This is a genomic window from Clostridium sp. NSJ-145, from assembly GCF_021044725.1.
GTDB lineage: Bacteria > Bacillota > Clostridia > Clostridiales > Clostridiaceae > Clostridium > Clostridium disporicum_B.
The window spans coordinates 42,707-67,499 of sequence record NZ_JAJNOS010000003.1 but is presented as its reverse complement, the minus strand read 5'-3'; the positions used below and the strand labels follow the sequence as shown (position 1 = coordinate 67,499).

The 24,793-nt window shown below is 25.8% G+C and carries 20 protein-coding genes; 5 read left to right on the top strand and 15 right to left on the bottom strand.

Annotated elements, in window-relative coordinates:
* Positions 1–63: 63 nt before the first annotated feature.
* The 3 genes from LQE93_RS04145 to LQE93_RS04135 all read right to left on the bottom strand — a co-directional run bounded on the left by LQE93_RS04145 (position 64) and on the right by LQE93_RS04135 (position 1,859).
* Positions 64–813, bottom strand: a complete 750-nt coding sequence (locus tag LQE93_RS04145) for a ClpP family protease (RefSeq protein WP_055263033.1) — start codon at positions 811–813, stop codon at positions 64–66.
* A 26-nt stretch (positions 814–839) separates the two neighbouring features.
* A complete protein-coding gene (locus tag LQE93_RS04140) occupies positions 840–1,511 on the bottom strand; it encodes a hypothetical protein (RefSeq protein ID WP_186839469.1) in 672 nt (223 codons plus the stop codon).
* Between the two features lie 111 nt (positions 1,512–1,622).
* Positions 1,623–1,859: a ground-like protein gene (locus LQE93_RS04135; RefSeq protein ID WP_186839470.1), complete on the bottom strand. Its 237-nt coding sequence runs from the start codon at positions 1,857–1,859 to the stop codon at positions 1,623–1,625.
* A 137-nt stretch (positions 1,860–1,996) separates the two neighbouring features.
* On the opposite strand from LQE93_RS04135, the gene LQE93_RS04130 reads away from it, so the two are divergent.
* Both LQE93_RS04130 and LQE93_RS04125 read left to right on the top strand, forming a co-directional pair.
* The gene (locus tag LQE93_RS04130) at positions 1,997–2,386 is read left to right on the top strand and encodes a PadR family transcriptional regulator (protein WP_055263037.1); all 390 of its coding nucleotides are present in this window, start codon (positions 1,997–1,999) and stop codon (positions 2,384–2,386) included.
* A 70-nt stretch (positions 2,387–2,456) separates the two neighbouring features.
* Complete coding sequence (locus tag LQE93_RS04125; protein ID WP_055263039.1) at positions 2,457–2,897, top strand: hypothetical protein; 441 nt, start codon at positions 2,457–2,459, stop codon at positions 2,895–2,897.
* Between the two features lie 35 nt (positions 2,898–2,932).
* On the opposite strand, the gene LQE93_RS04120 is transcribed toward LQE93_RS04125, so the two are convergent.
* Positions 2,933–3,943 (bottom strand): hypothetical protein, encoded by a 1,011-nt coding sequence (locus LQE93_RS04120; RefSeq protein ID WP_186839471.1) that lies wholly within the window; start codon positions 3,941–3,943, stop codon positions 2,933–2,935.
* Positions 3,944–4,240: 297 nt separating this feature from the next.
* On the opposite strand from LQE93_RS04120, the gene LQE93_RS04115 reads away from it, so the two are divergent.
* A complete protein-coding gene (locus LQE93_RS04115) occupies positions 4,241–5,038 on the top strand; it encodes a tyrosine-type recombinase/integrase (RefSeq protein ID WP_186839472.1) in 798 nt (265 codons plus the stop codon).
* Between the two features lie 215 nt (positions 5,039–5,253).
* Here the strand turns inward: LQE93_RS04115 and guaD are convergent, their stop codons facing one another.
* The gene (gene guaD, locus LQE93_RS04110; RefSeq protein ID WP_186839473.1) at positions 5,254–6,534 is read right to left on the bottom strand and encodes a guanine deaminase; all 1,281 of its coding nucleotides are present in this window, start codon (positions 6,532–6,534) and stop codon (positions 5,254–5,256) included.
* A gap of 98 nt (positions 6,535–6,632) precedes the next feature.
* Positions 6,633–9,650, bottom strand: a complete 3,018-nt coding sequence (gene ygfK, locus LQE93_RS04105; protein WP_231072148.1) for a putative selenate reductase subunit YgfK — start codon at positions 9,648–9,650, stop codon at positions 6,633–6,635.
* Between the two features lie 361 nt (positions 9,651–10,011).
* On the opposite strand from ygfK, the gene LQE93_RS04100 reads away from it, so the two are divergent.
* Positions 10,012–10,533 (top strand): hypothetical protein, encoded by a 522-nt coding sequence (locus LQE93_RS04100; protein WP_186839719.1) that lies wholly within the window; start codon positions 10,012–10,014, stop codon positions 10,531–10,533.
* 195 nt (positions 10,534–10,728) lie between these two features.
* Here the strand turns inward: LQE93_RS04100 and LQE93_RS04095 are convergent, their stop codons facing one another.
* The 9 genes from LQE93_RS04095 to LQE93_RS04055 form a co-directional block, all read right to left on the bottom strand.
* Positions 10,729–11,205 (bottom strand): hypothetical protein, encoded by a 477-nt coding sequence (locus LQE93_RS04095; RefSeq protein ID WP_231072146.1) that lies wholly within the window; start codon positions 11,203–11,205, stop codon positions 10,729–10,731.
* A gap of 66 nt (positions 11,206–11,271) precedes the next feature.
* Positions 11,272–13,263 carry a molybdopterin-dependent oxidoreductase gene (locus LQE93_RS04090; protein ID WP_231072144.1) on the bottom strand — a complete coding sequence of 664 codons (1,992 nt, stop codon included), beginning with the start codon at positions 13,261–13,263 and terminating at the stop codon, positions 11,272–11,274.
* A gap of 54 nt (positions 13,264–13,317) precedes the next feature.
* Complete coding sequence (locus tag LQE93_RS04085) at positions 13,318–14,256, bottom strand: TRM11 family SAM-dependent methyltransferase (RefSeq protein WP_231072143.1); 939 nt, start codon at positions 14,254–14,256, stop codon at positions 13,318–13,320.
* Positions 14,257–14,428: 172 nt separating this feature from the next.
* Positions 14,429–14,623, bottom strand: a complete 195-nt coding sequence (locus LQE93_RS04080) for a hypothetical protein (protein ID WP_186839723.1) — start codon at positions 14,621–14,623, stop codon at positions 14,429–14,431.
* A 68-nt stretch (positions 14,624–14,691) separates the two neighbouring features.
* Positions 14,692–16,026: a uracil-xanthine permease family protein gene (locus LQE93_RS04075; protein ID WP_231072138.1), complete on the bottom strand. Its 1,335-nt coding sequence runs from the start codon at positions 16,024–16,026 to the stop codon at positions 14,692–14,694.
* Between the two features lie 199 nt (positions 16,027–16,225).
* Positions 16,226–18,397, bottom strand: a complete 2,172-nt coding sequence (locus LQE93_RS04070; RefSeq protein ID WP_231072137.1) for a HelD family protein — start codon at positions 18,395–18,397, stop codon at positions 16,226–16,228.
* Between the two features lie 27 nt (positions 18,398–18,424).
* Positions 18,425–19,174: a tRNA pseudouridine(38-40) synthase TruA gene (gene truA, locus LQE93_RS04065; RefSeq protein ID WP_055263064.1), complete on the bottom strand. Its 750-nt coding sequence runs from the start codon at positions 19,172–19,174 to the stop codon at positions 18,425–18,427.
* 25 nt (positions 19,175–19,199) lie between these two features.
* Positions 19,200–19,550 carry a hypothetical protein gene (locus tag LQE93_RS04060; protein WP_055263066.1) on the bottom strand — a complete coding sequence of 117 codons (351 nt, stop codon included), beginning with the start codon at positions 19,548–19,550 and terminating at the stop codon, positions 19,200–19,202.
* Positions 19,551–19,637: 87 nt separating this feature from the next.
* On the bottom strand, positions 19,638–22,226 hold the full coding sequence (locus tag LQE93_RS04055) for a 3'-5' exonuclease (RefSeq protein ID WP_231072342.1): 2,589 nt from the start codon (positions 22,224–22,226) through the stop codon (positions 19,638–19,640).
* Positions 22,227–22,387: 161 nt separating this feature from the next.
* Between LQE93_RS04055 and LQE93_RS04050 the strand changes: the two genes are divergently transcribed.
* Entirely contained in the window at positions 22,388–24,775 is a 2,388-nt protein-coding gene (locus LQE93_RS04050) for a sensor histidine kinase (protein WP_231072136.1), read from the top strand.
* Positions 24,776–24,793: the final 18 nt, after the last annotated feature.

Genomic DNA, 24,793 nt, shown 5'->3' with positions numbered 1-24,793 from the left:
AGATGACATAGTGTAAAATATGTTTAAACTAAAAAAGGAATTCTTTTGAATCCCTTTTTTAGTTTACTTCAAATTATTCTTCTCATATAATGCTATTTCTTCTCTAAGTTTATCCAATGCTTCTTTAATTCCGCCTACCTCATCTATCAATCCACAAGCAACTGCTTGTTCTCCTATTAATATAGTTCCCATATCATTTAATAATTCGTCAGATTTAAGCATCATTCTCTTTAATTCATCTTTACTTATTTTAGAAGTTTTAACTATGAAGTTGTCTATCCTTTCTTGCATTTTTTGGAAATAATGAAATGTTTGAGCTACACCAATAACAAATCCATTCATTCTAACTGGATGTACAATCATTGTGGCAGATGGAGTAATAAACGAATAATCTGCTGATGTTGCAAGCGGTACGCCTATAGAGTGTCCACCACCAATAACTATAGATACTGTAGGTTTAGATAAAGATCTAATCATTTCTGCAATAGCTAATCCTGCTTCTACATCCCCACCTACTGTATTAAGTACAATTAAAATACCTTTAACCTCATTATTTCTTTCCATCGCAATTAATTGTGGTATTATATGCTCATATTTAGTAGCTTTAGTTTGTGGTGGTAATACCATATGCCCTTCTATCTGTCCTATTATTGGCAAAACTTGAATACTTTGATCAGAACTTGATTTATTATCTGTACCGAACTCCTTTATTTCTTGTCTTCTATCATCTTCTTTGCTATTTTTATCGTTATCGCTTTCTTTTATAGTAGTATCATTACTATATAATGGATAAAAATCTTCATTTGTGTTCATAATAAGCCCTCCTAGCATGATTACCTTTATCTTCTTATGTCAAGCACTATTCCATATTTAATATATCCATTGGAAAAGTTTCCAGTAATTACGATGACAATCTTTTTGTCTGAATCAGGAACTTCTATACACCCCCTTTTCACTTTGACTTCCTTTAAAGTTTCATTTTCTTCATCCCATATATGAGCTTTTAGTGATTTGCAGTTAGGTACAAATTCAAAATTAATAATTTCTCCTGGTCTAACTTTTAATGATGGTTTTTTTATTAAAAGATTGTAATTATTTATTATTTCTTTTGTAAGTTCAATTTCTTTATTATCATCAGAAATTATAAAATCATAAGAGCATAGATATTTAGGAGAATGTTTTCCTCTTAATCTTACTATTAATTTAGGGATATTTTCATTATCAGTATCCTTTTTAGGTTTTGTTGGTTCTTGAGTATGTATTTCATCTTGACTTTCTCCATTTTTATTTTGTTCTTGAAGTTTTTTTTGATTTATCTCATCTAATTTTTGTTGATTTATTAATTTTCTCTCTTCTTTTAATTCTTTTAATAAGTCATCGATACTTCTGTATTCTGGTTTATTATTCTCTATAATTTCTTCACCTGGTTCATAATAAGCATTTACGTAAAAATCATAGTTTATTAATAGAGAAAAGATATAAATTACAAAAAGAATTTTTCGATTTATCATATATTTTATACCTCCATATTAATATATATTTATTTTTACCTATTTATTTATTTTTATATATCAAAGTGTGCCAAAAACCTTGGAAGTTTTTAGCACACTTCGACTATTGTTTTACCAACAACCAAATAATAATATTAATATTAGCCACCACCAGCAACCGCCTCCGCAGCCACAGCCTCCGAAGCCGCCACCACATCCAAAGTTACCACCATATCCGCAGTTACCGCCACCACAGCATCCGTAACCCGGATAACCACATCCGTAATTACATCCTCCGCAACCACAACTTGAGCAATTATTACAGCAGCATTTTTTCTTACAACAGCATTTTGAACAACTGCTTGACATGTTTCTCATCTCCTATCATTTGTTGATTAATATATATTATTCAAAGCAAAGATTTTATGTTCTTAATTATTTAGATTGTTAGACAAATTTATATCCCTCTGTTATTATTACAATATATTCTAAAAAAGAGGTGGATTATGAAGGATCAAAGAAATAGATTAGTTGTTCCAAGAAATATTGTTAACACAAAGATGCTATATACATTTTATATATTAAAGGAATTATCAAAAGGTGAAGTTGTTTTTGGAAATAAAATTTTATCAACCTTTAAAGATGTTTTTGAAAATTGCAGCCATCCTTTTCCTGTTTCTTCTAGTACAATATATGAAACGCTATACTCTTTAGAAGAAAAAGGTTATGTGGTAAGTAGTTGGACAGGTGATTTAGTATTAAATAAAAGAAGTAAAAAATTTTATTCTATCACAGATGAGGGATTAAATTATTACAAAACACATATAGCGGATTATGTGAATAATATTGAAAAAACAAAATCTACGTTAGATTTAATTATAAAGATGCTTAAATAGCATCTTTTTTTGTTATCACAATTTATACATAAATAAATATAATATAAATAACTAATTTAAAAATATAGGAGTGATAATCATAAATATCAATAACTATACAGATTTTTATTCTAATAATAATATTTTAGAAACAAGAAAATTAAGAATAGACAAACTAATTCAAAGAGATAATTCTCTTATTTTTGAACAAAATACAATAAAATTTAGATGTGAAGAAGAATTATTAGTAATAATTCGAAATGTAAAAACAAAAGAAGAATTTATATGTGATTATTTAATTAAAGCCAATAATTTAGTTATTATTTTAGATTCATTGCTTCATTTATTTAGTAATTACGAAGGTGCAATACAAATACTTAATAAAAGTGATGAGAAATATTATTTATATAATCCTATTATGAAAAATAATAATATTATTAACGAAAAAATAGCTAACAATAAACAGTATAAGTGGTTTATAAGAGTATTAGAAAATGGAGAAATTAGATTATCATCAATTATAAATAAATAGCCTATAATGAATTATTCATTAATAGGCTATTTATTTTACTTTTTAACTTTTAAAATTTCTAACTTTAGATTGTAAATTTCATCTTTCAATGTAGTTATTACTTTTAAATTATCTTCTATTATATTATTTTTTTCTGTTTCTATAGTTTTCTTTTCTTCTAAGTATTGATCCTTTAAGCGAGAACTTTCATTAGAATTCATTAAAATTAGGTTATGCATTTTTTCATTTAAGCTATTTGAATACTCTCTTTCTCTTCTTAAATCATCCTTTAGAGTATCTATCTCACTTCTAGCTCCCTCTAATTCTTTGTTGAGCTTTAAAACTTCATTATCTAAAATTTTATAATTACTTATTTGACTTTGTAAGTTTTCTACAAGTTCTTGAAGGGATTCGTATTTTTCTCTAACTTCTTTACTTTGATCAACTATATCAGTTAATGAATTAATATGCTTTTGTAGATTTTGAATTTGTAATGATTTTTCCTTAGAGTCATTTTCAAAAGTGTTTATTAAATCATTTACTTTAGTGAAGTTATCTTTCGAATCTTTTAATTCATTATTTTTTATAGATAATTCTTCTTCAATATTTCTAAAATCATCCTTGATTTTAATATTTTCTTCTTGTAATGATTTAATTATATTTTCTCTTGATTTAATTTCACTCTGAAATTTTTCGTTATATTTTTCTTGTATAAAAGTCGCCATATCAAGAGATGATAAATAGCTACTTCTAATGGAATCCAATAAATAATTAAATTTATCAATTTCTGCTTTTCTATCAGCAAATTTACTATTATTTTCAATTTTAATTGCTTCATATTGATTCAAAAGTGTAGAAATTAATGTTTCAGCATCTCCAAATTTACTTTGCAATTGATTTAACCTGTCTTTTGTAGATTTTTTAAGCTTTAACCCCTTAGTCTCAAGTTTTTCATTTTGGATTACTCCATCTGTTTTATTTTGATTAAATTCATCTTCAACTTCAAATTCCTTAATATTTTCATCCAAGCAAATTGTTTTTTCTTCATTTTTGTTATTTTCAACCATTTTTATCCTCCTATATACAGTTAACTGAGTTAACCAAGGTTAACCTAGTTAACCTTGGTTAATTTATTGTATCATAAATACCATTAAATTTCTAGAAAAAATAAGCAAAAATAGTATAATTATATCCAAATAAAAACTGCGCTTATTCCTGAATATGCGCAGTTTTTGTTTAAAGTATTGATAAATCAAGGTTTTATAGCTATAATGAAATTAGTAAAATATAAAAAGCGCAGTTTATAAACGCAAAAGGCGCAGTTTAAATTTGGATTTCTAGAAGAAAGGAATTTTTAAAATATAATGAATGATGAAATGATAGAGATGATGAAATTCTATGAATTTTATAAAAAGATGAAAGCCTTAGAAAAAAGTGAAGAGTTAACTTCAAATAAAGAAGAAAATTTATTAAAAACAGAGGGAGCAAATAGTAGTACTATTAAAAGTAATAATTTAGAAGATGTACATAGTCATAATAAAACAGAGGGAGAAACAAAAAACACTAAAAAGAAAAATTATAGAGCTACTCGCCCACTAGAAATAGATGAATATGAAGAAATAATTAAGTTATGTAAAAGTGGATTTATTTACGGAGATAAAAAGACAGGGAGAAGAAAAAAATTTAGAGCGAATCCATCTTTAGCTTTCGCATTAGCTCTTCAAGCAACTTTAGGATTTAGAGCTTCTGATATAGTTAATTTAAAAGTAGAAGATTTTAATAGAAGTAAATTCTCTATAAAGGAAATTAAAACAGGTAAGTGGCAAAATAGAGAGTTGGGTGAAAATATGTATAATAAATTTTTAGAATATGTAGTAGAAAACAAATTAGATGGAGACGATTATATTTATCCAAATAAGGTTAGAAATATGCAGCAACAATTAAAAATAATAACTGACTATCTAGGCTACAAAAATATTGGAACGCACTCTTTTAGAAAATTATTTGCTCATACTTTGTATGAAGAATCAGGTCATGATATTGAATTAGTTAGACACGCCTTAAATCACTCAGATATAAAGACAACGATGAGATATTTAGGGGTAAGTATGAAAAAATTAAAGGAAGCAACTACAAAGATCGACTTTTCATATATGTTATAACTTTAGAAAATGAAATAGATATGCTATTTAAGTATATTTTTATACTTGTTTATATTAATAGCATATCTATTTTTATTTATAATAGCACCTTACCTAGCTAGCAAATAACAAATACTAACTTTTATTGCATAATATAGTCATATTCATTATACATCTCTCTATTTATCCCCAAACATATACACTTCATCAGGAGATATATTTAAGAACTTAATAAATTATAAATTGGGCTCATTAACAATATTTCCATTTACATATCTAACTTTAATATTCCTATAGTCACTATTATATATAAATTTTTGCAACCTTTCTTCTAATGTTAAATAATTAAAATTATCATCCTTACTATCATCTATTACGAGAGCATCAAAATCATATCCTTCTTCAAAACTACCTACATTTCCAAAAAATTCTCCTCCACCTTTAGTGACTAAATAAAATATTTCAGCGGTCGTTAAAGGTAAATCTTTATGATTACTTTCACTCCATTTTAAATTTGATATTTGCATAGCATAAGCCATAACTTGGAACATTGATAAAGTATGACCACCTGAAATATCTGTAGCTAATCCAACTTTAATGCCATTTTCTATAAGTTTTCTAATAGGGGCTATACCACTCGATAAATTCACATTAGAAGTAGGACAATGAGCTACATAAACATTTTGCTGCGCTAATAAGGATATTTCTTCTTCGGTTAAATGTACACAATGAGCCATAATGGTTTTTGTTTGTCCTAAAAGATTAGATGAATTATAAACACTTGCATAATTCGGCTCACTTGGGTATCTATCAGCAACCATATTAATTTCTCCTACATTTTCAGAAAGGTGAGATTGAACTGGAATATTATATTTCATAGCTAATTCCCCTAAGGATTTTAATAACTTATCGCTGCAAGAAGGAACAAATCTTGGAGTAATTATAGGCTTTACAAGAGCATATTTATCTTTATACTCTTCAATTATTTCCACAGTATCATTTATAGATTTATTTGTATTTTCTATTAAAGTATCTGGAGACTTATAATCCATATTCACTTTTCCTATATAAGCTCCTAATCCGGATTTATTAAACAAATCCATCAATAATTTACTACTTTCTTTATGAATAGTAGCAAAAACACAACATCTTGTAGTTCCATGTTTCCATATCTCTTTAATTAATTTAGAATATACTTTTTTTGCATATTCTAAATTATTATATTTGCTTTCTTCTGGAAAAGTATATGACTCCAACCAAGGTATAAGCTCTTTATCTAGCCCTAAACCTATATTAGGAAATTGAGGCGCGTGTAAGTGCAAATCAACTAACCCAGGTATTATTAATAAATTGCTATAATCTACTACTTTTATATTTGAAAACTCGTCTGGTAGCTCTTCATAAACTCTCTTTACTTTATTTTCTTTAATTAATATATATCCATTATAAATAGTTTCAAAAGTTCCAAATTTTTTTGTATATAAAATATCTCCTTTAACACAATAAATATTTGACATTATTACCACCTATATTCTTCAACCTAAGTATTAGGCTACTTATTTCAATATATAAAAGGTGGAGATAAATAATATATACCTTCCCCCACCTTAATCCATTAAATTATATAATTATAATTGTAAATACATGCTTTTATCATTTCTTCATATTCTTTTGAAATTTTATCATCTTCTCCTAATCTATACCTTACTATTAAACCATCTTCTTTTCTTACTTTAAATGTGTTAGAAGTTTTGTCTAATAATAAGAATCCTTTATTATTACTATTATTAAAATCCTCTTCACTCCAGAAAAGCGTTAATTTATCTTTATAAGGATTTCCATTGTGAGGACAGAATACACCACAGTTTCCACATTCATTGCACATTCCATCTACATGAAGAACTTGATGTGAATTCAAAGTATTACTATTAACCTTAATTGAAAGATTTGCTCTATTTGGACATACATCTACACAAATCTCACAAATATTATCACAAGATAAACATCTAGTAGATTCAGCTTCATTTGAAATTGGTTCACTTATAATACCTTTTCTTAAATATAACGTACTTTCATCAACTTGAACGACTTTATTCTTAAAATCATTCTTAATACCTACTTCTTTTAATATATTTTTTGCAACTAGTTTTCCATCAGCCATAGCTTGAACAATTGTTGATGGCCCTGATTTCATATCACCTGCAACATATACATTTTTTATTGAAGTTTCATAGTATTCATTAATAACAGGATATCCCTTACTATTTAAAGTTATATTATTCTTTTCAAGAAGTGTTGTATCAACAGTATCTCCTACTGCAAGAATTACAGTATCTGCAGCTATTTCTACATTATTGTTAGTTTCTATAGGTCTTCTTCTTCCAGAAGCATCCTTATCTCCTAGCTTCATTTTACTGCATATTAATTTTCCATTCTTTATTTCCTTAGGATAAAGTAATTCTTTTATTTCTATTCCTTCTTCAATCAATAATTCTATCTCTTCTTTACTTGCAGGCATAAGATCTTTCGTCCTTCTATATATTACCGAAACATTCTCTACTCCATTTACTCTCTTGGCAGCTCTTGCAGCATCCATAGCTACATCTCCTCCACCAATGATACAAACATTTTTACCTAAGTTAATAGAATCATTATTTTCTTTAAAATTCTCTAAGAATTCTAAAGCATGAATTGATTTATTATCATTATCTATAAGAGATACATTTAAAGGCTTCCAAGTACCAATAGCTAATACTACATAATCATAATCTTTTTTCAAATCTTCTATTACAAAATTATCTTTTGCACCAAATTTAAAATTAACTCCATAATTTTTAATTAAATTAAAATCTTTCTCTATAATAGTTTGTTGAATTCTAAATTCAGGTATTACATATTGAATAATTCCATAAGGCTTTTCGCGTTTTTCAAATACGGTCACATCTACGCCATTTCTTCTTAAATATGCAGCAGTAGCAAGTCCAGCTACACCGGCACCAATTACAGCTACTTTTTTATTACTAATAATTGAAGATACTTTTAGTTTTCTTACATATTTATCTTGTTCATTAACTACAGCAATATTTTTCATATTTCTAATAGAAACAGATTTATCATAATCTAATCTAGTACATTTAGTTTGGCAATTATGATTACATATAGTAGATGTTATAGCCGGTGAAACATTATCATTAACAATAACTTCAAATGCTTCATCATATTTCTTTTCTCCAACTAATGAAATGTATTGAGGTATTTGTTGATTTATTGGGCATCCTTTATTACATGGAGCTATTGCACAATCAAATATTGGTAAATCAGATTTTATTTTTCTATTATTAACTTCTCTCCATTCTTTTTTATAGTGTTTATTATTTATTACAGTAGTCGATAGTCTTTCTAGTAATTCTAAATTAATTTTATCTTTCACTTTGGAGTTGATTGCTTCAGTCTTTTTTGCAAGTTGATGAATTCTTTCATATCCACCTGGTTTTAACAGAGTTGTTGCAAAAGTTATTGGAAATATTCCTGTTGAATATATCTCTGCAATATTAAATAAATCTGCACCACCAGAGTACGATATTTTTAAATCTCCATCAAATTCTTTAGCAAGCTTATAAGCTAACGTAATAGAAAGAGCAAATAGTGATCTACCTGACATGTACATTTCTTCACCTGGTAGTTCATTATTGGTAATCTTAGTAGGCAGCGTATTAGTTAACTTTACTCCAATTTCTAAATTTAATCCTTTTGCTACTGATTTAAGTCTACTAAGCATACTAATTGCATCATCAAATTGTAAATCGTTTTTAAAATGATGAGAGTTTAAAGTTATATATTTATAACCCATAGTATCAAATGTATTTCTAACAAACTCTTCTCCTAAAAGAGTAGGATTCATCTTAATAAATGTATTTAATCTCTTCTCATTTAATAGATAGTTAGCTATTCTTTCAATTTCTTCTGGAGGACATCCATGTAATGTTGATAAAGTAATAGAGCTGCAAACTCTACTAGATATATTATCTAAATCGTCCACATTAAAATTTTTAAATTTATCTAAATTATTTATAATGACATTTTTACATTCATTCCATACATCTGTTGAAGAGGCATCTATCATTTCATCGATAAATTTATTAACCTTTGGAGATTTTATTCCCTCTAGGTCATATCCTACGCTCATATTAAAAATAAAATCTCTAGTATTGCTTAAACCTAATTCCTTCATTAATACATGTAGTAAGAACCAAGCTTTTACATACTCATCATAAGCACTAGGAACAGTAAGCTCTGTTGACCATTCTACATTATAACATTCATCTTGAGCATAAATGCAAGGTTTTGAAACCGGTAAATCTTTACCATCTAAAATTTGAACTGTTTTTAACTCTATAAATCTACTTCCAGTTAGGTAGGCTGCCACAATATTTTGTGTTAATTGTGAATGAGGTCCTGCAGCTGGGCCTATGCATGTTGAAATATTTTCTCCTAAAATATTTATAGATGATTTTGAAACATTTTTATAAAACTTCTTTTTATTTATTCCAAATATTGTACCTTTTAATTTATGTTCATTCAAAACCCAATGTAATAATTTTTCAAAAGGAATTGGTGTCATTTTATCTCCCATTTTAAATTTTACCCCCTAAATATATTAATAACTCTAAATAACTTTTAGAGTACTTAGATTTACTAGTTATTTTCTTATATGGCATCTGACCTAGTAACAATTTCCCCTATAACATTAAAATTCATTTTATCCTCCCTATAGATTTAATGTACATCAATATAATAGATACGTTTACATAGTGTTTTATATGCATATATAGATAATAAAATTCAAATATATACACTTATATATTACCATTAATTTACAAATAAATAAACTAAAAAACTTTTCCATAAATCCCTCATTAAATTAATAAATTTATATCATAAATTTTATTTAACTTAATAAATATTATATAGAGTGAAATATAAGGAGTGATTTTATGGAGAACTTGTTATATACATCATCACCTATGGATGTAATAAATTATATTAAAACCATAAACAAAAACTATGAGATTTGGATTGATTTCAAAGATGAAATAAAGTATATAGATCCCGAAGGAATGATAATAAAACAAAATATAGTAGACCCTATTAAAATTACTTATTCTAATATAAATCCAATATTTAAAATATATAGAAGAACTAAAAATTGTTGTATTTTAAAAATTATTATACCTGAATTCACAATAACATTTCCTAATTTACACAATCTTACTTATACCTTTTTAGAGAATAGTTTAGATTTACATTTAAACTTACTTCATTTTACTGTTGAATATTCTGATATAGATAGTTATTTTGATAATGGATTAGAACAATATTTAAAGAGAACAGTAGATTCAATATTGCATCAACAATTTATATCTGATAATGGCTATACATTAAAATGTAGCAATTATACTACTTATGTATATAGTGTTATTCAGAGTAATAAAAAGAGAAAAAATAATTTATCATAAATTACTTAACAAAAGTATAAAAAAGAAAATGTGCTATCCAATAATTTGAATAGCACATTTCTTAATTAACTTTTAATTAATAATCAATAGCATTGAAACGTAGTTTAACTATATAGTGTTCCAACCTACATAGTTACTATATATACTATACCATATTTTCAATTAAAATAAAGATTTATTTTTACTATTATATAGTTATTTTAAATTTGATATTGTTATATTTGCTAAATTTAAATTTAATGTAATTTCTTTATTTATTAATTTAACACTTTCGATATATAAATCATTTATATGAACATTTTGACTTTCATCACAAATACTATTTAATATCTTTTCTAGTTCAATTTTAAATGTGTTACTGTCATATGTTATTCCATCAATAGAAGTTATTGAATTTATAATAAGATTCATAGATTTTTTTACTAAAGGATTAATAATATCTTTTTTTGCTAGTTTAAAATCTACTACTTTAATGTAAACTATATTATTATTAACTGGTAATAGTGCTAGCTTAGCTTCAAAATCAACATTTAGTCCTACTACCCTATATGACCCACCAATAATTATATTATCAGTAATTTCTACTTTGTTTATAGTAACTTTATCTAATAACTTACATATGCTTAATATATCATCTTTTGATAATGTCCATACTAAATTTTTAAATTTCATATAATATCACCTCTCTATCTATATATATTTATTTATAAACAGTTTGTAATATTATATAAAAATAATTTAAATTTTTTCTATTTGTATAAAGGTTTCATTGTAGGTAACTTGTCCACCAATATCAGAGATTTCTGATACTGTTATAAAGTTTGGATTACCATGTTTTTCCCACCAACCTACGTACATCATAGCAATGTTATCAGCAATAGATTCATCAATACTTACTTCTGCTTTTATCGATCCATTTTCAGATTTTAATTTTACAACTTCTTTATCATAAACAAAAATATTATTTGCCATTTTTTTATTTATGTATACTTTAGAAATAGATTTTTTATCCATCATATGCTGGCTAAAAAGCGTCTCTTTACTATGATTTGTTAAAAGTCTAAAATTATTTTTATTATTAACTGTAAATGCTTCTGGTTTTATATCAATTTCGAACTTTCCTGAAGATGTTAAAAATTTATTGTCACTCCACGGTATACTATCCTGTAAGGTTACATATGAATTTTTAATTTTATCTAAGCTAATATCTTTATAATACTCTTTAAGAGGAGCAATAACCTTATTTAAATACTCTTTTTTAGATACATTAGGATAATCTATCAAATTAAGCTTTTTTGCTAACTCTCTAAAAAAATAATACTCATCCATAAATTTATTCTTTGGTTCAATAATTTTTTCATTATAAATTATATATGGATTCATCATTGAACTAAATAATAAGTCTTCACTTTCTAAACTACTTGTAGTAGGAATAAACAAATCACATACTTGAGCAGTATCCGTCATAAAAATATCAAAACAAACTTTAAACTCTATTTTAGAAAATGCTTTTTTTAGATTATTCAAGTCAGGTAGTTGATTTAATAAATTACTCTTGGTAATTACAGCCATCTTTAATGATTCTCTATACTCCTCACTTAAATCATCACTATTTTTAGAATAAATATTTTCTCTATAAGTATCATTATGATTTATAGTATCATTTATAAAGTCTGCTAAGTGACTTGTATAAAAATATCTATTATTAGCATAATTATAGCTTTTATACGGATCAGTATCTAAAACAGATGCAAAAGTCTTATTTGCATAGTTTACACCACCGCCTGATACCCCAATTTGACCTGTAATAGCACCTAATGTATCAATTGCTCTAATTGTATTTCCACCGTTACTATATTTTTGTAACCCATAACCTAGTAAAATAGTAGAATATTTATCTGTGTATATATTAGCTAATTTCTCTATTTCTTCTAAAGAAACACCAGATTTTTTAACAAGATCTAAATACTTAAGTGATTTCAAATAAGATCTATATCTATCAAATCCATTTACATAACTCTCTACATAATTCAAATCACATAAATTATTTTCAACTATATATTTTCCTATAGCAAGTGCTAGTGCACAATCTCCACCTGGATTTACTCTTATATACTTGTCAGAAATTTTAGCCGTATCTGTATATATTGGATCAATAACAATTATCTTGCTACCATTTGCTTTGGCCTTCTTTATCATTTGCATTGTGTGAATAGTAGTATTTGCAGGATTTTTACCCCATATAAATATGTTATTACTGTTAATCATATCTTCTAATGAATGACTTTTAGAACTTCCAAAATCAAGTTTTTGTGCTGCAATTCCAGCACTCCAACAAGGTCCCCCTTTACTTTTAGATACTCCTCCATAGAAATTAAAAAATATATCTCCAATACTTTTTAGTAAAGATCCGTTGCCATATTGTTCATAATACATAATAGATCTTGTAGAATATTTTTCTTTATAAAAAGATAATTTTTCAGATAGAATATCTAATGCTTCTTCAAAATTAATCTCTTTCCATTTACCATTTACTTTAATTAAAGGACTATATATTCTCTTTGGATGATTTAATCTTTCTAAATGAGCTAATCCTTTTTTACATATGAATCCTTTTGTATATGGATGCTCCTTATCCCCTTGAATTTTTATATTATTACCATCTTTATAAACATTAAACTTACAACAATCAGCACAATCTAAAGTACAACCATGGCTAAATTTCTTCATCTAAACACACCTTTACTATTTTAAAATTTTTATAACTCTAATTTTATCGTATTATTATTGACTATTAACTGCAATTGTTATATACCTTGTAAACCTATTTTTAACAATTGTACCTTTATCTATAACTTTAAAACCTTCTCGCATAAGTTCTTTATCCATATCTTCAAAACTTATTAAAATCACTTTTTCTGCAAGCTTTCTACTGGTCTTAATGATTTTAACTTGATCTTCATAAGTTATAGGTGAAAATATCCCATAAGGTATATCAATTATGGCTACATCGTATTTTCCTTTTAAGTTATGCATATCATTACAAATAATAATATCTCTATCATATCCAAAGAACTCAATATTATTTCTTGCATTATGAGCTATTTGCTTACTTATTTCAATACCTTTAATATCTATACCCAAGTCAAGTCCCTCTAAAACAACTGTGCCAATACCACAACATGGATCTATAACTTTACTATCTAGATTATTTTGAACTGATATGTTTATTATTGCTCTAGCCATTTTTAAACTTAATCCGTTAGAATAGGAGTGAGGCATTTTATCAAACCGTTGCCAAGATAAATCATTCTTTTCATATTCTCCAAATATATAGTTATTATTAATTTTTGTAATAGCTAAGTTTACTTTAGGATTATGTATGTCAGGAAATCCTATTATTACAAATCCAATATCTTTTACTGCTTGTAATCTTTGATTATAATATATATCATCATAATCCGACTTAATATAATTTACTTTAAAGTCGTTATAAGCAATTTTATTATCTCTTATATGCTCTACTATATTATCTATATCTATTGATGAATAAATAATTGATATTTTATGTTTAATAAAAGCACTCCTTGATGGTTTTATATTCACTTTAGAATAAATATATTTTTCCTTTGGTACATTGCCAAATATATATTTCATTTCCATATCGCATAAGCTTTTCTCATAGTCTTGATAATTTATTATATATAAGTACTCTTTTATCATCGAGTTTCTCCTCACTTAATTTAATAATGAAAACTCTTTCTACTATAGTAAAATGAGTACATTTTAATATTTTCATTTGTATATTGTACCATAAAACAATAGATTTACTAATATAAATAAGAAATAATATAATGAAAAGCCTCTAAATCTAATTTGATTCAAAGGCTTTTTATTATTTATATAAATTATCTTCTATTATCTTATTTGCAATTAATCCTATGTTTACTTCTTTTATATCCATATATACATCAATAATTCTATCAACTAAAGTTACTTCAACATAATTTACAACTTCACCGTTCTCATCTGTATATGTTATTATGTCGTAAGTTATTATCTCATCTTTAAGCGCTTTTTTAGAAATCATCTTTTTCCTCCTATGTTTTATATTTATTGATTATATCATAAAAACCATAAAAAATAATATATAGTTTTTTATTTTTCTATATTTAAAATATCTTTAGGTAAAATTAAATTCAATACTGTTGCAGTTACAAATCCTCCAACAATAGCTTGTCCAAACATACTTTGGAACCATGATGGTAAATGTTGCATAACTTCTGGAAAGTTACTTAATCCTAAACCTACTGCACAAGATGCAGCTACAATAAGACCACTTCTCTCTGATATCTTTCCTTCTTCTATTAATAAATTAAGACCACTTATACTTATCATAGCAAACATTAATAATACTGCTCCTCCTAGAACACAATTAGGAATTGAAGCAACTATGGCCCCTAATTTTGGAATAAATGAACATAGAATTAGAAATATAGCACCAGTCATTAATACAAATCTGTTAACTATCTTAGTCATAGCTACTAATCCAACATTTTGACTAAATGATGTATTTGGCATAATACCAAATAATGTTGCTACAGCTGAACCAAAACCATCAGCATGAACAGCTCCTTCTAACTCATTATCAGTTATATCTCTTCCTAATCCACCTACAGCTATACCTGTATTATCACCGATAGTTTCTACTGTAGTTGCTAGATAAACTAGTAAATATGGTATTATGGCTTCAATTTTGAAAGTATAACTTAAACCTTCGATCATAAATATTGGCTTTGGTATTGAAAACCATGCTGCTTCAGCTACACCTGTGAAATCAACCATACCGAAAACTACAGCAATTATATATCCTACTATTACTCCTATTAATATTGATGAAATACTCCAAAATCCTTTAGCAAATTGTTTTAAAGCAATTATAACTAAAAATACAATTAAACCGATTACAATATTGGCTATACTACCAAAACTCGGATCACTCTGTAATCCTACACCTCCACCTATAAATTGAATTCCTACCGGAATTAATGATATGCCTAATATTAAAACAACTATTCCTGTAACAACATGAGGTAATATTTTTCTAAGAGGTTTTATAATAAATCCAAGTAAAAATTCCATTATAGCCCCTAATAATGATGCCCCCATAATTGCGCTATAACCAAATTGTGTTCCTACACTAATACTTACTGGTATAAATCCTGAGCTTGTTCCCATTACAACAGGCAAGCCTGAACCTATTTTCCATATAGGATATAATTGAATTAATGTTATAAGTCCAGCTACAAACATAGCATTTTGCAATAAGATAACCCTTACATTAGTGTTAATATTTAATACGCCAGTAACAACAAGTAAAGGTGCTAAATTACCAGCATACATTGCTAGTACATGCTGCATCCCGAGAGGAATTGCATCCTGCAGAGGTACTCTTCCCTCTAATTGATACATATTCTCTTTTTTACAATTCATTTACCTCTCCCCCTTAATATTTTTACATAATAAATTTAATTTATATTTATGTATAATATAATTAATATTAATATGTTCCACTATTTATACATAGGAATTATGGTATTTGTTTTATAAATTAATATAATATTACTATATAATAACTTAACTTAAATTAAACAAAAAAGTCTTGGTATAACTCCAAGACTTATTAATAATTTTATTTAATATCATATAATGATTTATTTTTTGGCAATATTGTTTCTATAGATTTAGATGAAAATATAACTAATTTGTGTAATGCTCTAGTGCAAACAGTATAGAACAAATTACTATCTTCTCTATCTAAGTAATTTTCACCATCTGCGACTATAACTCCATCAAATTCTAAACCTTTTGCTAAATAAGATGAAATTACATTTATACCATTTTTCAATTCTGAATTTTCATTATCTATAATGTTTATATCTAAATTAAAGTTTTTTAAACTATTAAATATATTTTTAGTAGTTTCTTTATTTTTGCATATCACTGCTATAGAACTACATTCTTTATCTTTCATATCTAGTATTGCATTTTTTATAGATATGATTAAATTACTATCATTAATAATTATTTTAGGATTTTCACCTATTCTTTCTACTGCTTCTATCGGTTCATGGGTATCTAAAATTTCCTTAGCAAAATTTGTTATATTAGCAGTTGATCTATAGCTCTTAGAAAGAATAGCAACTTTTACATCGTCAAAAACTTCTAAAATGCTATCTTTATTTTTAACATTTGAATATTTATCTATCCTTTGGTTTAAATCTCCCATAATAGTTATCTTTGCATTACTAAAAGACTTTCTTATTAATTGATAAAATAATGGACTATAATCTTGAGCTTCATCTATAAGTATATGCTTCATATTACTATAATTTCTAAAGCCTTCCATAGCAGCTCTAATATATATAATTGGTGTTAGATCTTCATATTTTACTTCTTTATCTAATATATATTCGATTGTATATTCTTTAATATCTTTCAAGTCATCGTTTGTGTACTTCTCGATATTTTCCCATAGAAGTTTGTATATAGCAACATTATCTAAAGTTTTTATCATTTTATCTACTTGTCTATTTACTTCTTCTTTACAATAAGTATAAAACTCTTCTTTATCTTCTATATAATCTAAAGCTAAATTATCATCTGAAGCTAAATATTTAGTTTCAAGTTGAGAAAATAAACTTTGCTTAACGACATCAATTCTATTTAATAATGGTATATCCTTAAATCTAGTTAAAAATGTTTTTTTAACTACATCTTTGCTTATAACTTCAGAATTATCTATAATTATAGGATTTATTTCTATTAAATGATTTGGAAGATCCTTTGTATATTTATCTAAAATAGACATAAATTTTGTAGTATTTTTGTATTCCATAGATTTTGATCTAATTTTAAAGCTAGTATTTTTTCTATCTACTGAATATATATAATCTAGATGTTCATTTTTACTTTCAAAAATATAATTTGTTGGTAAAAATCTCTTTGAATATAACTCAAAAGTAGTCTGTAATATATTACTTTCTCCAAGATCAGGCAATACATCAGATATATACTCTGCAAAAACTTCATTAGGACTGAAAATTAATATATTATCGGCTTTTAAGCTTTTTCTATTTTTATATAATAAGTAAGCTGCTCTGTGTAGTGCTATAGAAGTTTTACCTGATCCAGCAGCTCCTTGAATAAATAATATTTTACTATCATCATTTCTAATAATATAATTCTGCTCTTTTTGAATTGTTGCAACTATATTTTTCATCTTATCTGTTGCATTTCTATTAAGCATAGTACTTAGATTTTCATCGCAAAGAGATTCATTAGAATTATGCATAAAAACTATTTTTCCATTTTTTATATTAAACTGTCTACTAAACTCTATTTCTCCAGTTATGGTTCTATTTGGTGCTTTATAATACGCTGGTCCAACTTCAAAATCATAAAACATATTAGATACAGGAGAACGCCAATCAAATACTAAGAATTCAAAATCCTCTTCATTTTCTACAGTAGATAATCCAATATAAAAACTTTCAGCTTCTTCTCCGTCTTCTTTAAAATCTAATCTTGCAAAGTAAGGTGACTTTAATTGTCTTTCTAATGTTTTAATCCTTGAAATTTTGCTTGCATATAATTTTTCCTCTAAGGCAACCTGCCCACAATTTTCATTTATTTCAATTTCATCTAATTCACTTCTATTATCCCAAAGGAATTTTCTGTGTTCTATAATAGATTTATCTTGATTAGAACTTGAAACTCCATAATTCTCTAATAAACTATTTATTGTATTTATAGTATTTGATAAATACTTTTCTTCATCTTTTATGTCCTTACCTATAAGCATTAAATTTTCTCCTCTACTAATAACAAATTAATATTCTACTTTTAACATACATAGTCCTTTGGCTGGAGCCTTTTCCCCTGCTTTGCTTCTATCTTTTTCTTCTAAGATACTTCTCATATTTTCAATAGATAAATTACCTTTACCCACTTCAATTAATGTACCTACAATAATTCTTACCATATTTAATAAGAATCCATTACCATTAATAGTGATAGTAATTATATTATCCTTTTCATTTATATTAATATAGTTTATAGTCCTTATTGTTGATTTCCCATTTTTAGCCTTAAGACTTGTAAAACTTCTAAAATCATGAGTACCTATAAGTACTTCTGAAGCTTCTATCATTTTGTTAACATCAAGTTTTTCTTCAATATGATAAGAGTACTTCTTCATAAATACATTACAAAAATCATTATTATCAATAGTGTATTTATAAGTTTTAGAAATTGTATTTAATCTTGAATGAAATCTTTCACTACAATTCATCATATCCTTAATGACTATATCTTCAGGTAAATACATTTTTAAGTATGATTTAAACTCACTTATACTTGCTGTACTGTTAGTTTTAAAGTTAGCTACATAATTGTCTGCATGAACACCAGTATCTGTTCTTCCACAACCAATTACTTGTATATCATCACCTGTCATTTTAGATAATACTTTTTCTATTTTATCTTGAATTGTAGATACACTGCTTCCCTTTATATTTTGTTTTTGCCAACCTTTATATCTGCTCCCATCATATTGGATTATCATTCTTATATTTCTCATTTTTTTCTCCTAGTTTAAATAATATTTATTTAATAGTTAACAATGCTTCTTTTATTTTATTAGCTTCATCTTTTGTAAGCTTAATCTCTTTAATATCTATTGTATTTGGATCAATTAGCAATGAAAACTCTTTAAGCCACACATTACCATCAATAATACTATTTTTAATTATTTCAGAACCAGATTCTTCATCATAAATTTCTTCTAATTCTTTATATGGTGTTAATACTGCTATTCTTCTGCAGGCCTCTTCATATTGTTCATATATGTTGAAGAAACTATTATAGCTTTCAAATGTATTAGTAGCTGTTACAATTTTTAAGTATAAATTTAATTCTTTTGCTAAGTCAATAGCTCTTACAAATTCTTCTTTCATTAAGTTTTTCTCCATAAATGTTATTAATGATTATAAGCCTATATAAAGCCTTTAAACATTATATCATATTTCTATTTTCTCTTATACCTATTTAACCTGTTTTAAATACTTATTAGGTATATAATTTATAAATTGACTTTTATCATTATATCCAAAGTAACCTGATGTGTTGCAAGATATAAAAAGTCTTTTTTTAGCTCTAGTTATAGCTACATAAAACAACCTCTTCTCTTCTTCTAAATTATTACTATTCAAAGCTCTAAATGATGGAAAGGTATTTTTCTGTGCACCTGCTAAAAAGACATTCTCATACTCCAAGCCTTTTGCTTGATGTATTGTAATAATTGGTATTCTCGGTCTTTTGGTCCTATTTATTATTAATGATTCAAGTTCACCATTTGATAATCCTGTTATTTTGATAATATCTAATAACGAATCTCTATTATTTTTACTTTTATCATCTAAATCCTTTAGTAGGACATAAAAATCTCTTAATCTTTCAATTCTTTTCTTACCTTCTTCACCAACATATAATGTTTTAATACTAAAGGTATTAATTATTTCTGCTACTATATCATAAGGTCTCATATTTTTTGCTTTATCAAATAATATATTTAATTTTTCTATTATATTATTAAAAGATTTTAAATGCTTTATCATATAAGACATTCTCTCCATTGATGTAGGAATTATATAATTATTAATTGCATATATAAGAAGCTCTCCTGTAGCTAAAATATCATCCATAGCATCATGGCTAGGCTTGTTCTTAGTATTAAGCAAATTTGATAATGTTTCTAATTTATGATTTTTAGCATTTGGATAAAATCTTCTATAGATATCTAAGGTATCATAGAAGCCTTTTATGTTTATAGAATTCATTTTTAATCTTTGAAGCTCACTTGATAATATATTTATATCAAATTGTACATTATGCCCTACTATTATAGAGTTATTTATAAACTCATTAAACTCTATTAACACTTTTTTCTTATCTTCACCATTTTCTCTTAAAAAATCATCACTAAAACCATGTACGTATTCTGATGTACCTACTGTTTTTGTATTTTTAATAAATTTTTCAAATTTATCGATCACTTTACCTTTAGAGTCAAGTTTAATTGCAGCGATTTGAATTATTTCATCTTCCGTTACATCAGTTCCAGTACTTTCTACATCAAATATTATTACGTTATCATTACTAAATTCATTAATCAACAATGTAAATTTTTCACCATACTCTATTACACTAGGATCAATAAAATCTGATAATAGTATACCTACAGATTTGTATTTAGTACTTTCAATTTCCTCAATGGTTTTATCTCCTATACCAGTAGGAAGTCTTAAAATTATTCTTTTTAAGCTTAAAGAATCATATGGGTTAGCTATAAGCTTTAGAAATGCAATTATATCTTTTATTTCCTGTCTCCTAAAAAATTTAAATTGATCTACTAATATAAACTCAAAGTTAACGCCTAAATATTGTAACGACTTCAAATGATTACTTAAAGATATATTATAATTATTGTCTCTTGTTAAGATACAAGTACTATATATATTAGCTCCATCTTTTTCTAAAGATCTTATAGAATCAAAAATAAACCTAGCTTCGCTCCTAGGATTATCATTAATTGATAACTTTATAGTTTCACCAAAGGTGGTAGATTCTGCCTCAATACCTTTTCTATATGTCTCTTCTACTTTGCTTGGAAAAGCATTTTTCAAATATTCAAGAGAACTCTCTGTTAAAACCTTTGTTGCTCTATAATTCTTATTAAATACTATTTCCATTGGTCTATATTTTTCTTTAAAATTATTAATTATTATATCTGGCTCAGAACCACGCCAACTATAGATGGTCTGAAAAACATCTCCACACATCAAGACATTATTCTTTTTAAATATCTTTTCTATTATAAAGTATTCCAGTGTGCTTATATCCTGCATCTCATCAATATTGATATATTTATACCTTTCACTTATTGACTTAATTACATTCTTATCATTAAATAACTCTTTCGTCCTAAATAACAAATCATCAAAATCTAATCCATGATTACTATAAAGCAAAGAATTATAGGTATGAATTAATATATCTCCTTTTTCTTTAAGAAACTTTTTTAATTCTATATTAACTTTTCCTCTCTCACTACATATTTGATTAATTTTATCATCATTCTCTTTGTACAAATTATTTATAATACTTTTATAATCAATACCATCAGAAATGAATAAATTATTTTTAGATATTAGTGACTTTATTTCTTTAATAAACAACTGTAAGCTACTTATTGGATAATTATAATAGTTACAACTCTTTATTAATTCCTTACAATCTTCTTCATCAAATATAATGAAATCGCTAAATACATCTGTTTTTCTTTTACAATTAGCCTTTATTATATCAAAACAAAAGCTATGAAATGTTTTTATAGTTATATCTTTTGAATTTCTTCCTACAATAGCTTCTACTCTTTCTTTCATTTCTTTACAGGCTTTATTAGTAAAAGTAATACATAATATTTCTGATGCATTAGCTTTTCCACTCTCTATAATCCCAGCAACTCGTTTTGATAAGGTATCAGTTTTGCCTGTTCCAGCAGAAGCTAAGAGTAAAATGTTTTTATCGTATTCATTTACTAAGAGCTTTTGTTCTTCATTTAATTTCAATATCTTCACTCCTTAAAAATTTAAAGCTATATAAAATTATTTTATATAATTTTTAGTAAAATTCATAATAAAACAAATATTATTTTGTAATAATTTGATGAAATTTACAACAAATGGTTGTATAATATCAATATAATCATAAATTATAACACAAGAGGTTAACTATGAAATATTTTTTAAATAATTTACAGGACAAAATTATTATTATTGATACAAATGGTAGGATATTATTTATCAATAATTCTTTTATTAAATTTATACCGATATCATTAGATAATTTACGAGGTTTAAAAATAGATCACCTTATAAAAGACAAATCTGATGTAGATAAAATTTTAAAAGGAAAAAATGGAGAGTCAATCGTTTATATTTCAACTAATAATATAAATAAAAAATGTAATATTACCTATAGCTATAGTAAATTTAATACTACTGATGCAATCTTTATAAATTTATCAGAGGTAGAAAATCATTCATATACAAAAGAACATTTAGAAAGTATATTAGACAATAGTAATTTTATGGCATGGATAAAAGATAAAAATGGAAAATATATTTATATGAATAAACTTTTTGCAAAGGCTTTAAATGCGAATATAAACGAATACATAGGAACATCCCCTGTTGATTACTTTAATAAAGAATCTGTTAAAAGGATTCAAGCTACTGAAAATGTAATTATTAATTCAAAAGAAGCTAAAGTATTTGATCATACATATATCTTAAAATCTGGCAAAGAAATAGTTTTGAGTAGATGTGTTTATCCAATTTTAGATAATAATAAAGAAGTTACGTATATTATCGGTTTATCTAAAGACATAACTCTTACGAACTTCATAGAAAGTAGCTTAAATAAAAGTTATGATCAATTAACAATTTTACAACGTTTGCTTGATCAAGGTACTAATACCGCTAATGATTTTACAGTAATAAACAAAATTAAGTGGAATATTATTAATACCTTAGGGTGTAGTGAATTTAACTTTTTTATTCATTACAATGAATATCTTGTTCCATATTATTGTAATAATAATTTTAATTCAAGTCATTGTGCTGATTCTTATATACCGATAGAGAAAGATAATTTTCAAAGTATTTTAGATAACTATAATGACTATTGTATGTTACCTATTGAAAAACATAATGATTTTATAAAGAATTTATATAAAGATAAATTTAAATATATAGGTGTTTATCCAATAAAATTCAATAACGATATTTTAGGAATTTTACATGTATGTTATAAAAACAAAGTAGATTTTCCAAGTAAAAATTACTCTTTCTCCGCAACATTTGCTAAACAATTAGGTGCTATAATAAATAATTGTTTACTTACTGAAAAATTAAAAGCTGAGTTTAATAAAAGATTAGAAATTGAAGAGGAGCTATCATTTTTATTAAATACTGCAGTGGATATCACAGCAACAATATCTAAAGATGGTAAACATAAAAAAATAAGTAATAGCTATACTAAAGTATTAGGATGGACAGTTGACGAATTAAACTCAGGTCACTGGAGAGATTTGATTCACCCTGATGATATTAATAACATACTTAATATTTATAAATACAATCTATCCAAGAATTATGATAGTTGTAACATTATATGTAGAATGCTTAGTAAAAATGGTGAATATAGATGGTTATCTTGGAATTGTAGATCCTTTAAAGAAGATAGTATATATTTATGTACTGCAAAAGACATTACAGAAGAAAAGAAATTAGAAAGCGAAAACAAGATAATTGAAGAAGCACTACAGTTAGAAAATATAAAAAATGAGTTTTTCGCTAATATATCTCATGAATTTAAAACCCCATTAAATATTATTTTGGCTAGTCTACAAATTATAAATAAAAACATAGACAGTAATAATATACTGGTACATAATAACTTTAACTTAAACAATTATTTAAATTCTATTAAGCAAAACTCATATAGGTTACTTAGACTAGCAAATAACATAATTGATATGACAAAAATTGATACAGGCTATTATGAAATTCATCCTAAAAATCATAATATTATTTCAGTTATAGAAGATATAACTATGTCTGTTGTACAGTATATTGAAGATAAAGGAATAGAAATTATTTTTGATACAGATGTTGAAGAAAAAATTATATCTTGTGATTCAGAAAAAGTAGAAAGAATAATGCTTAATCTTTTGTCGAATGCAGTTAAATATGTTGGAAAAGATGGTAAGATAGAAGTGAAAATAACTACTCTAAGTAATGACATATTAGTAAGTGTTAAAGATAATGGAGTTGGTATCTCAGAAGATAAAATAGATCTGATTTTTGAAAGGTTTATGCAAGTAGATAATACTATGACACGAAAATGTGAAGGTAGTGGTATAGGTTTATCTATAGTCGAATCTTTAGTAAAACTTCACGGTGGAAATATCACTGTCACTAGTAGTAAAGAAAAGGGTACTGAGTTTTTATTTACACTTCCTATAAAGGTTATTGAAAATGAACCAATTATTGATAACTTCAATTCAAACTGTATGAATACAATAGAAAAATGTAATATAGAATTTTCAGATATCTAGATAGCTTAAATAAATTGT

Coding starts and splice junctions, on each gene's coding strand:
- LQE93_RS04145 (WP_055263033.1), bottom strand. CDS start 813: ATGAACACAAATGAAGATTTTTATCCATTATATAGTAATGATACTACT.
- LQE93_RS04140 (WP_186839469.1), bottom strand. CDS start 1,511: ATGATAAATCGAAAAATTCTTTTTGTAATTTATATCTTTTCTCTATTA.
- LQE93_RS04135 (WP_186839470.1), bottom strand. CDS start 1,859: ATGTCAAGCAGTTGTTCAAAATGCTGTTGTAAGAAAAAATGCTGCTGT.
- LQE93_RS04130 (WP_055263037.1), top strand. CDS start 1,997: ATGAAGGATCAAAGAAATAGATTAGTTGTTCCAAGAAATATTGTTAAC.
- LQE93_RS04120 (WP_186839471.1), bottom strand. CDS start 3,943: ATGGTTGAAAATAACAAAAATGAAGAAAAAACAATTTGCTTGGATGAA.
- LQE93_RS04115 (WP_186839472.1), top strand. CDS start 4,241: ATGAATGATGAAATGATAGAGATGATGAAATTCTATGAATTTTATAAA.
- guaD (WP_186839473.1), bottom strand. CDS start 6,534: ATGTCAAATATTTATTGTGTTAAAGGAGATATTTTATATACAAAAAAA.
- ygfK (WP_231072148.1), bottom strand. CDS start 9,650: ATGGGAGATAAAATGACACCAATTCCTTTTGAAAAATTATTACATTGG.
- LQE93_RS04100 (WP_186839719.1), top strand. CDS start 10,012: ATGGAGAACTTGTTATATACATCATCACCTATGGATGTAATAAATTAT.
- LQE93_RS04095 (WP_231072146.1), bottom strand. CDS start 11,205: ATGAAATTTAAAAATTTAGTATGGACATTATCAAAAGATGATATATTA.
- LQE93_RS04090 (WP_231072144.1), bottom strand. CDS start 13,263: ATGAAGAAATTTAGCCATGGTTGTACTTTAGATTGTGCTGATTGTTGT.
- LQE93_RS04085 (WP_231072143.1), bottom strand. CDS start 14,256: ATGATAAAAGAGTACTTATATATAATAAATTATCAAGACTATGAGAAA.
- LQE93_RS04080 (WP_186839723.1), bottom strand. CDS start 14,623: ATGATTTCTAAAAAAGCGCTTAAAGATGAGATAATAACTTACGACATA.
- LQE93_RS04075 (WP_231072138.1), bottom strand. CDS start 16,026: ATGAATTGTAAAAAAGAGAATATGTATCAATTAGAGGGAAGAGTACCT.
- LQE93_RS04070 (WP_231072137.1), bottom strand. CDS start 18,397: ATGCTTATAGGTAAGGACATAAAAGATGAAGAAAAGTATTTATCAAAT.
- truA (WP_055263064.1), bottom strand. CDS start 19,174: ATGAGAAATATAAGAATGATAATCCAATATGATGGGAGCAGATATAAA.
- LQE93_RS04060 (WP_055263066.1), bottom strand. CDS start 19,550: ATGAAAGAAGAATTTGTAAGAGCTATTGACTTAGCAAAAGAATTAAAT.
- LQE93_RS04050 (WP_231072136.1), top strand. CDS start 22,388: ATGAAATATTTTTTAAATAATTTACAGGACAAAATTATTATTATTGAT.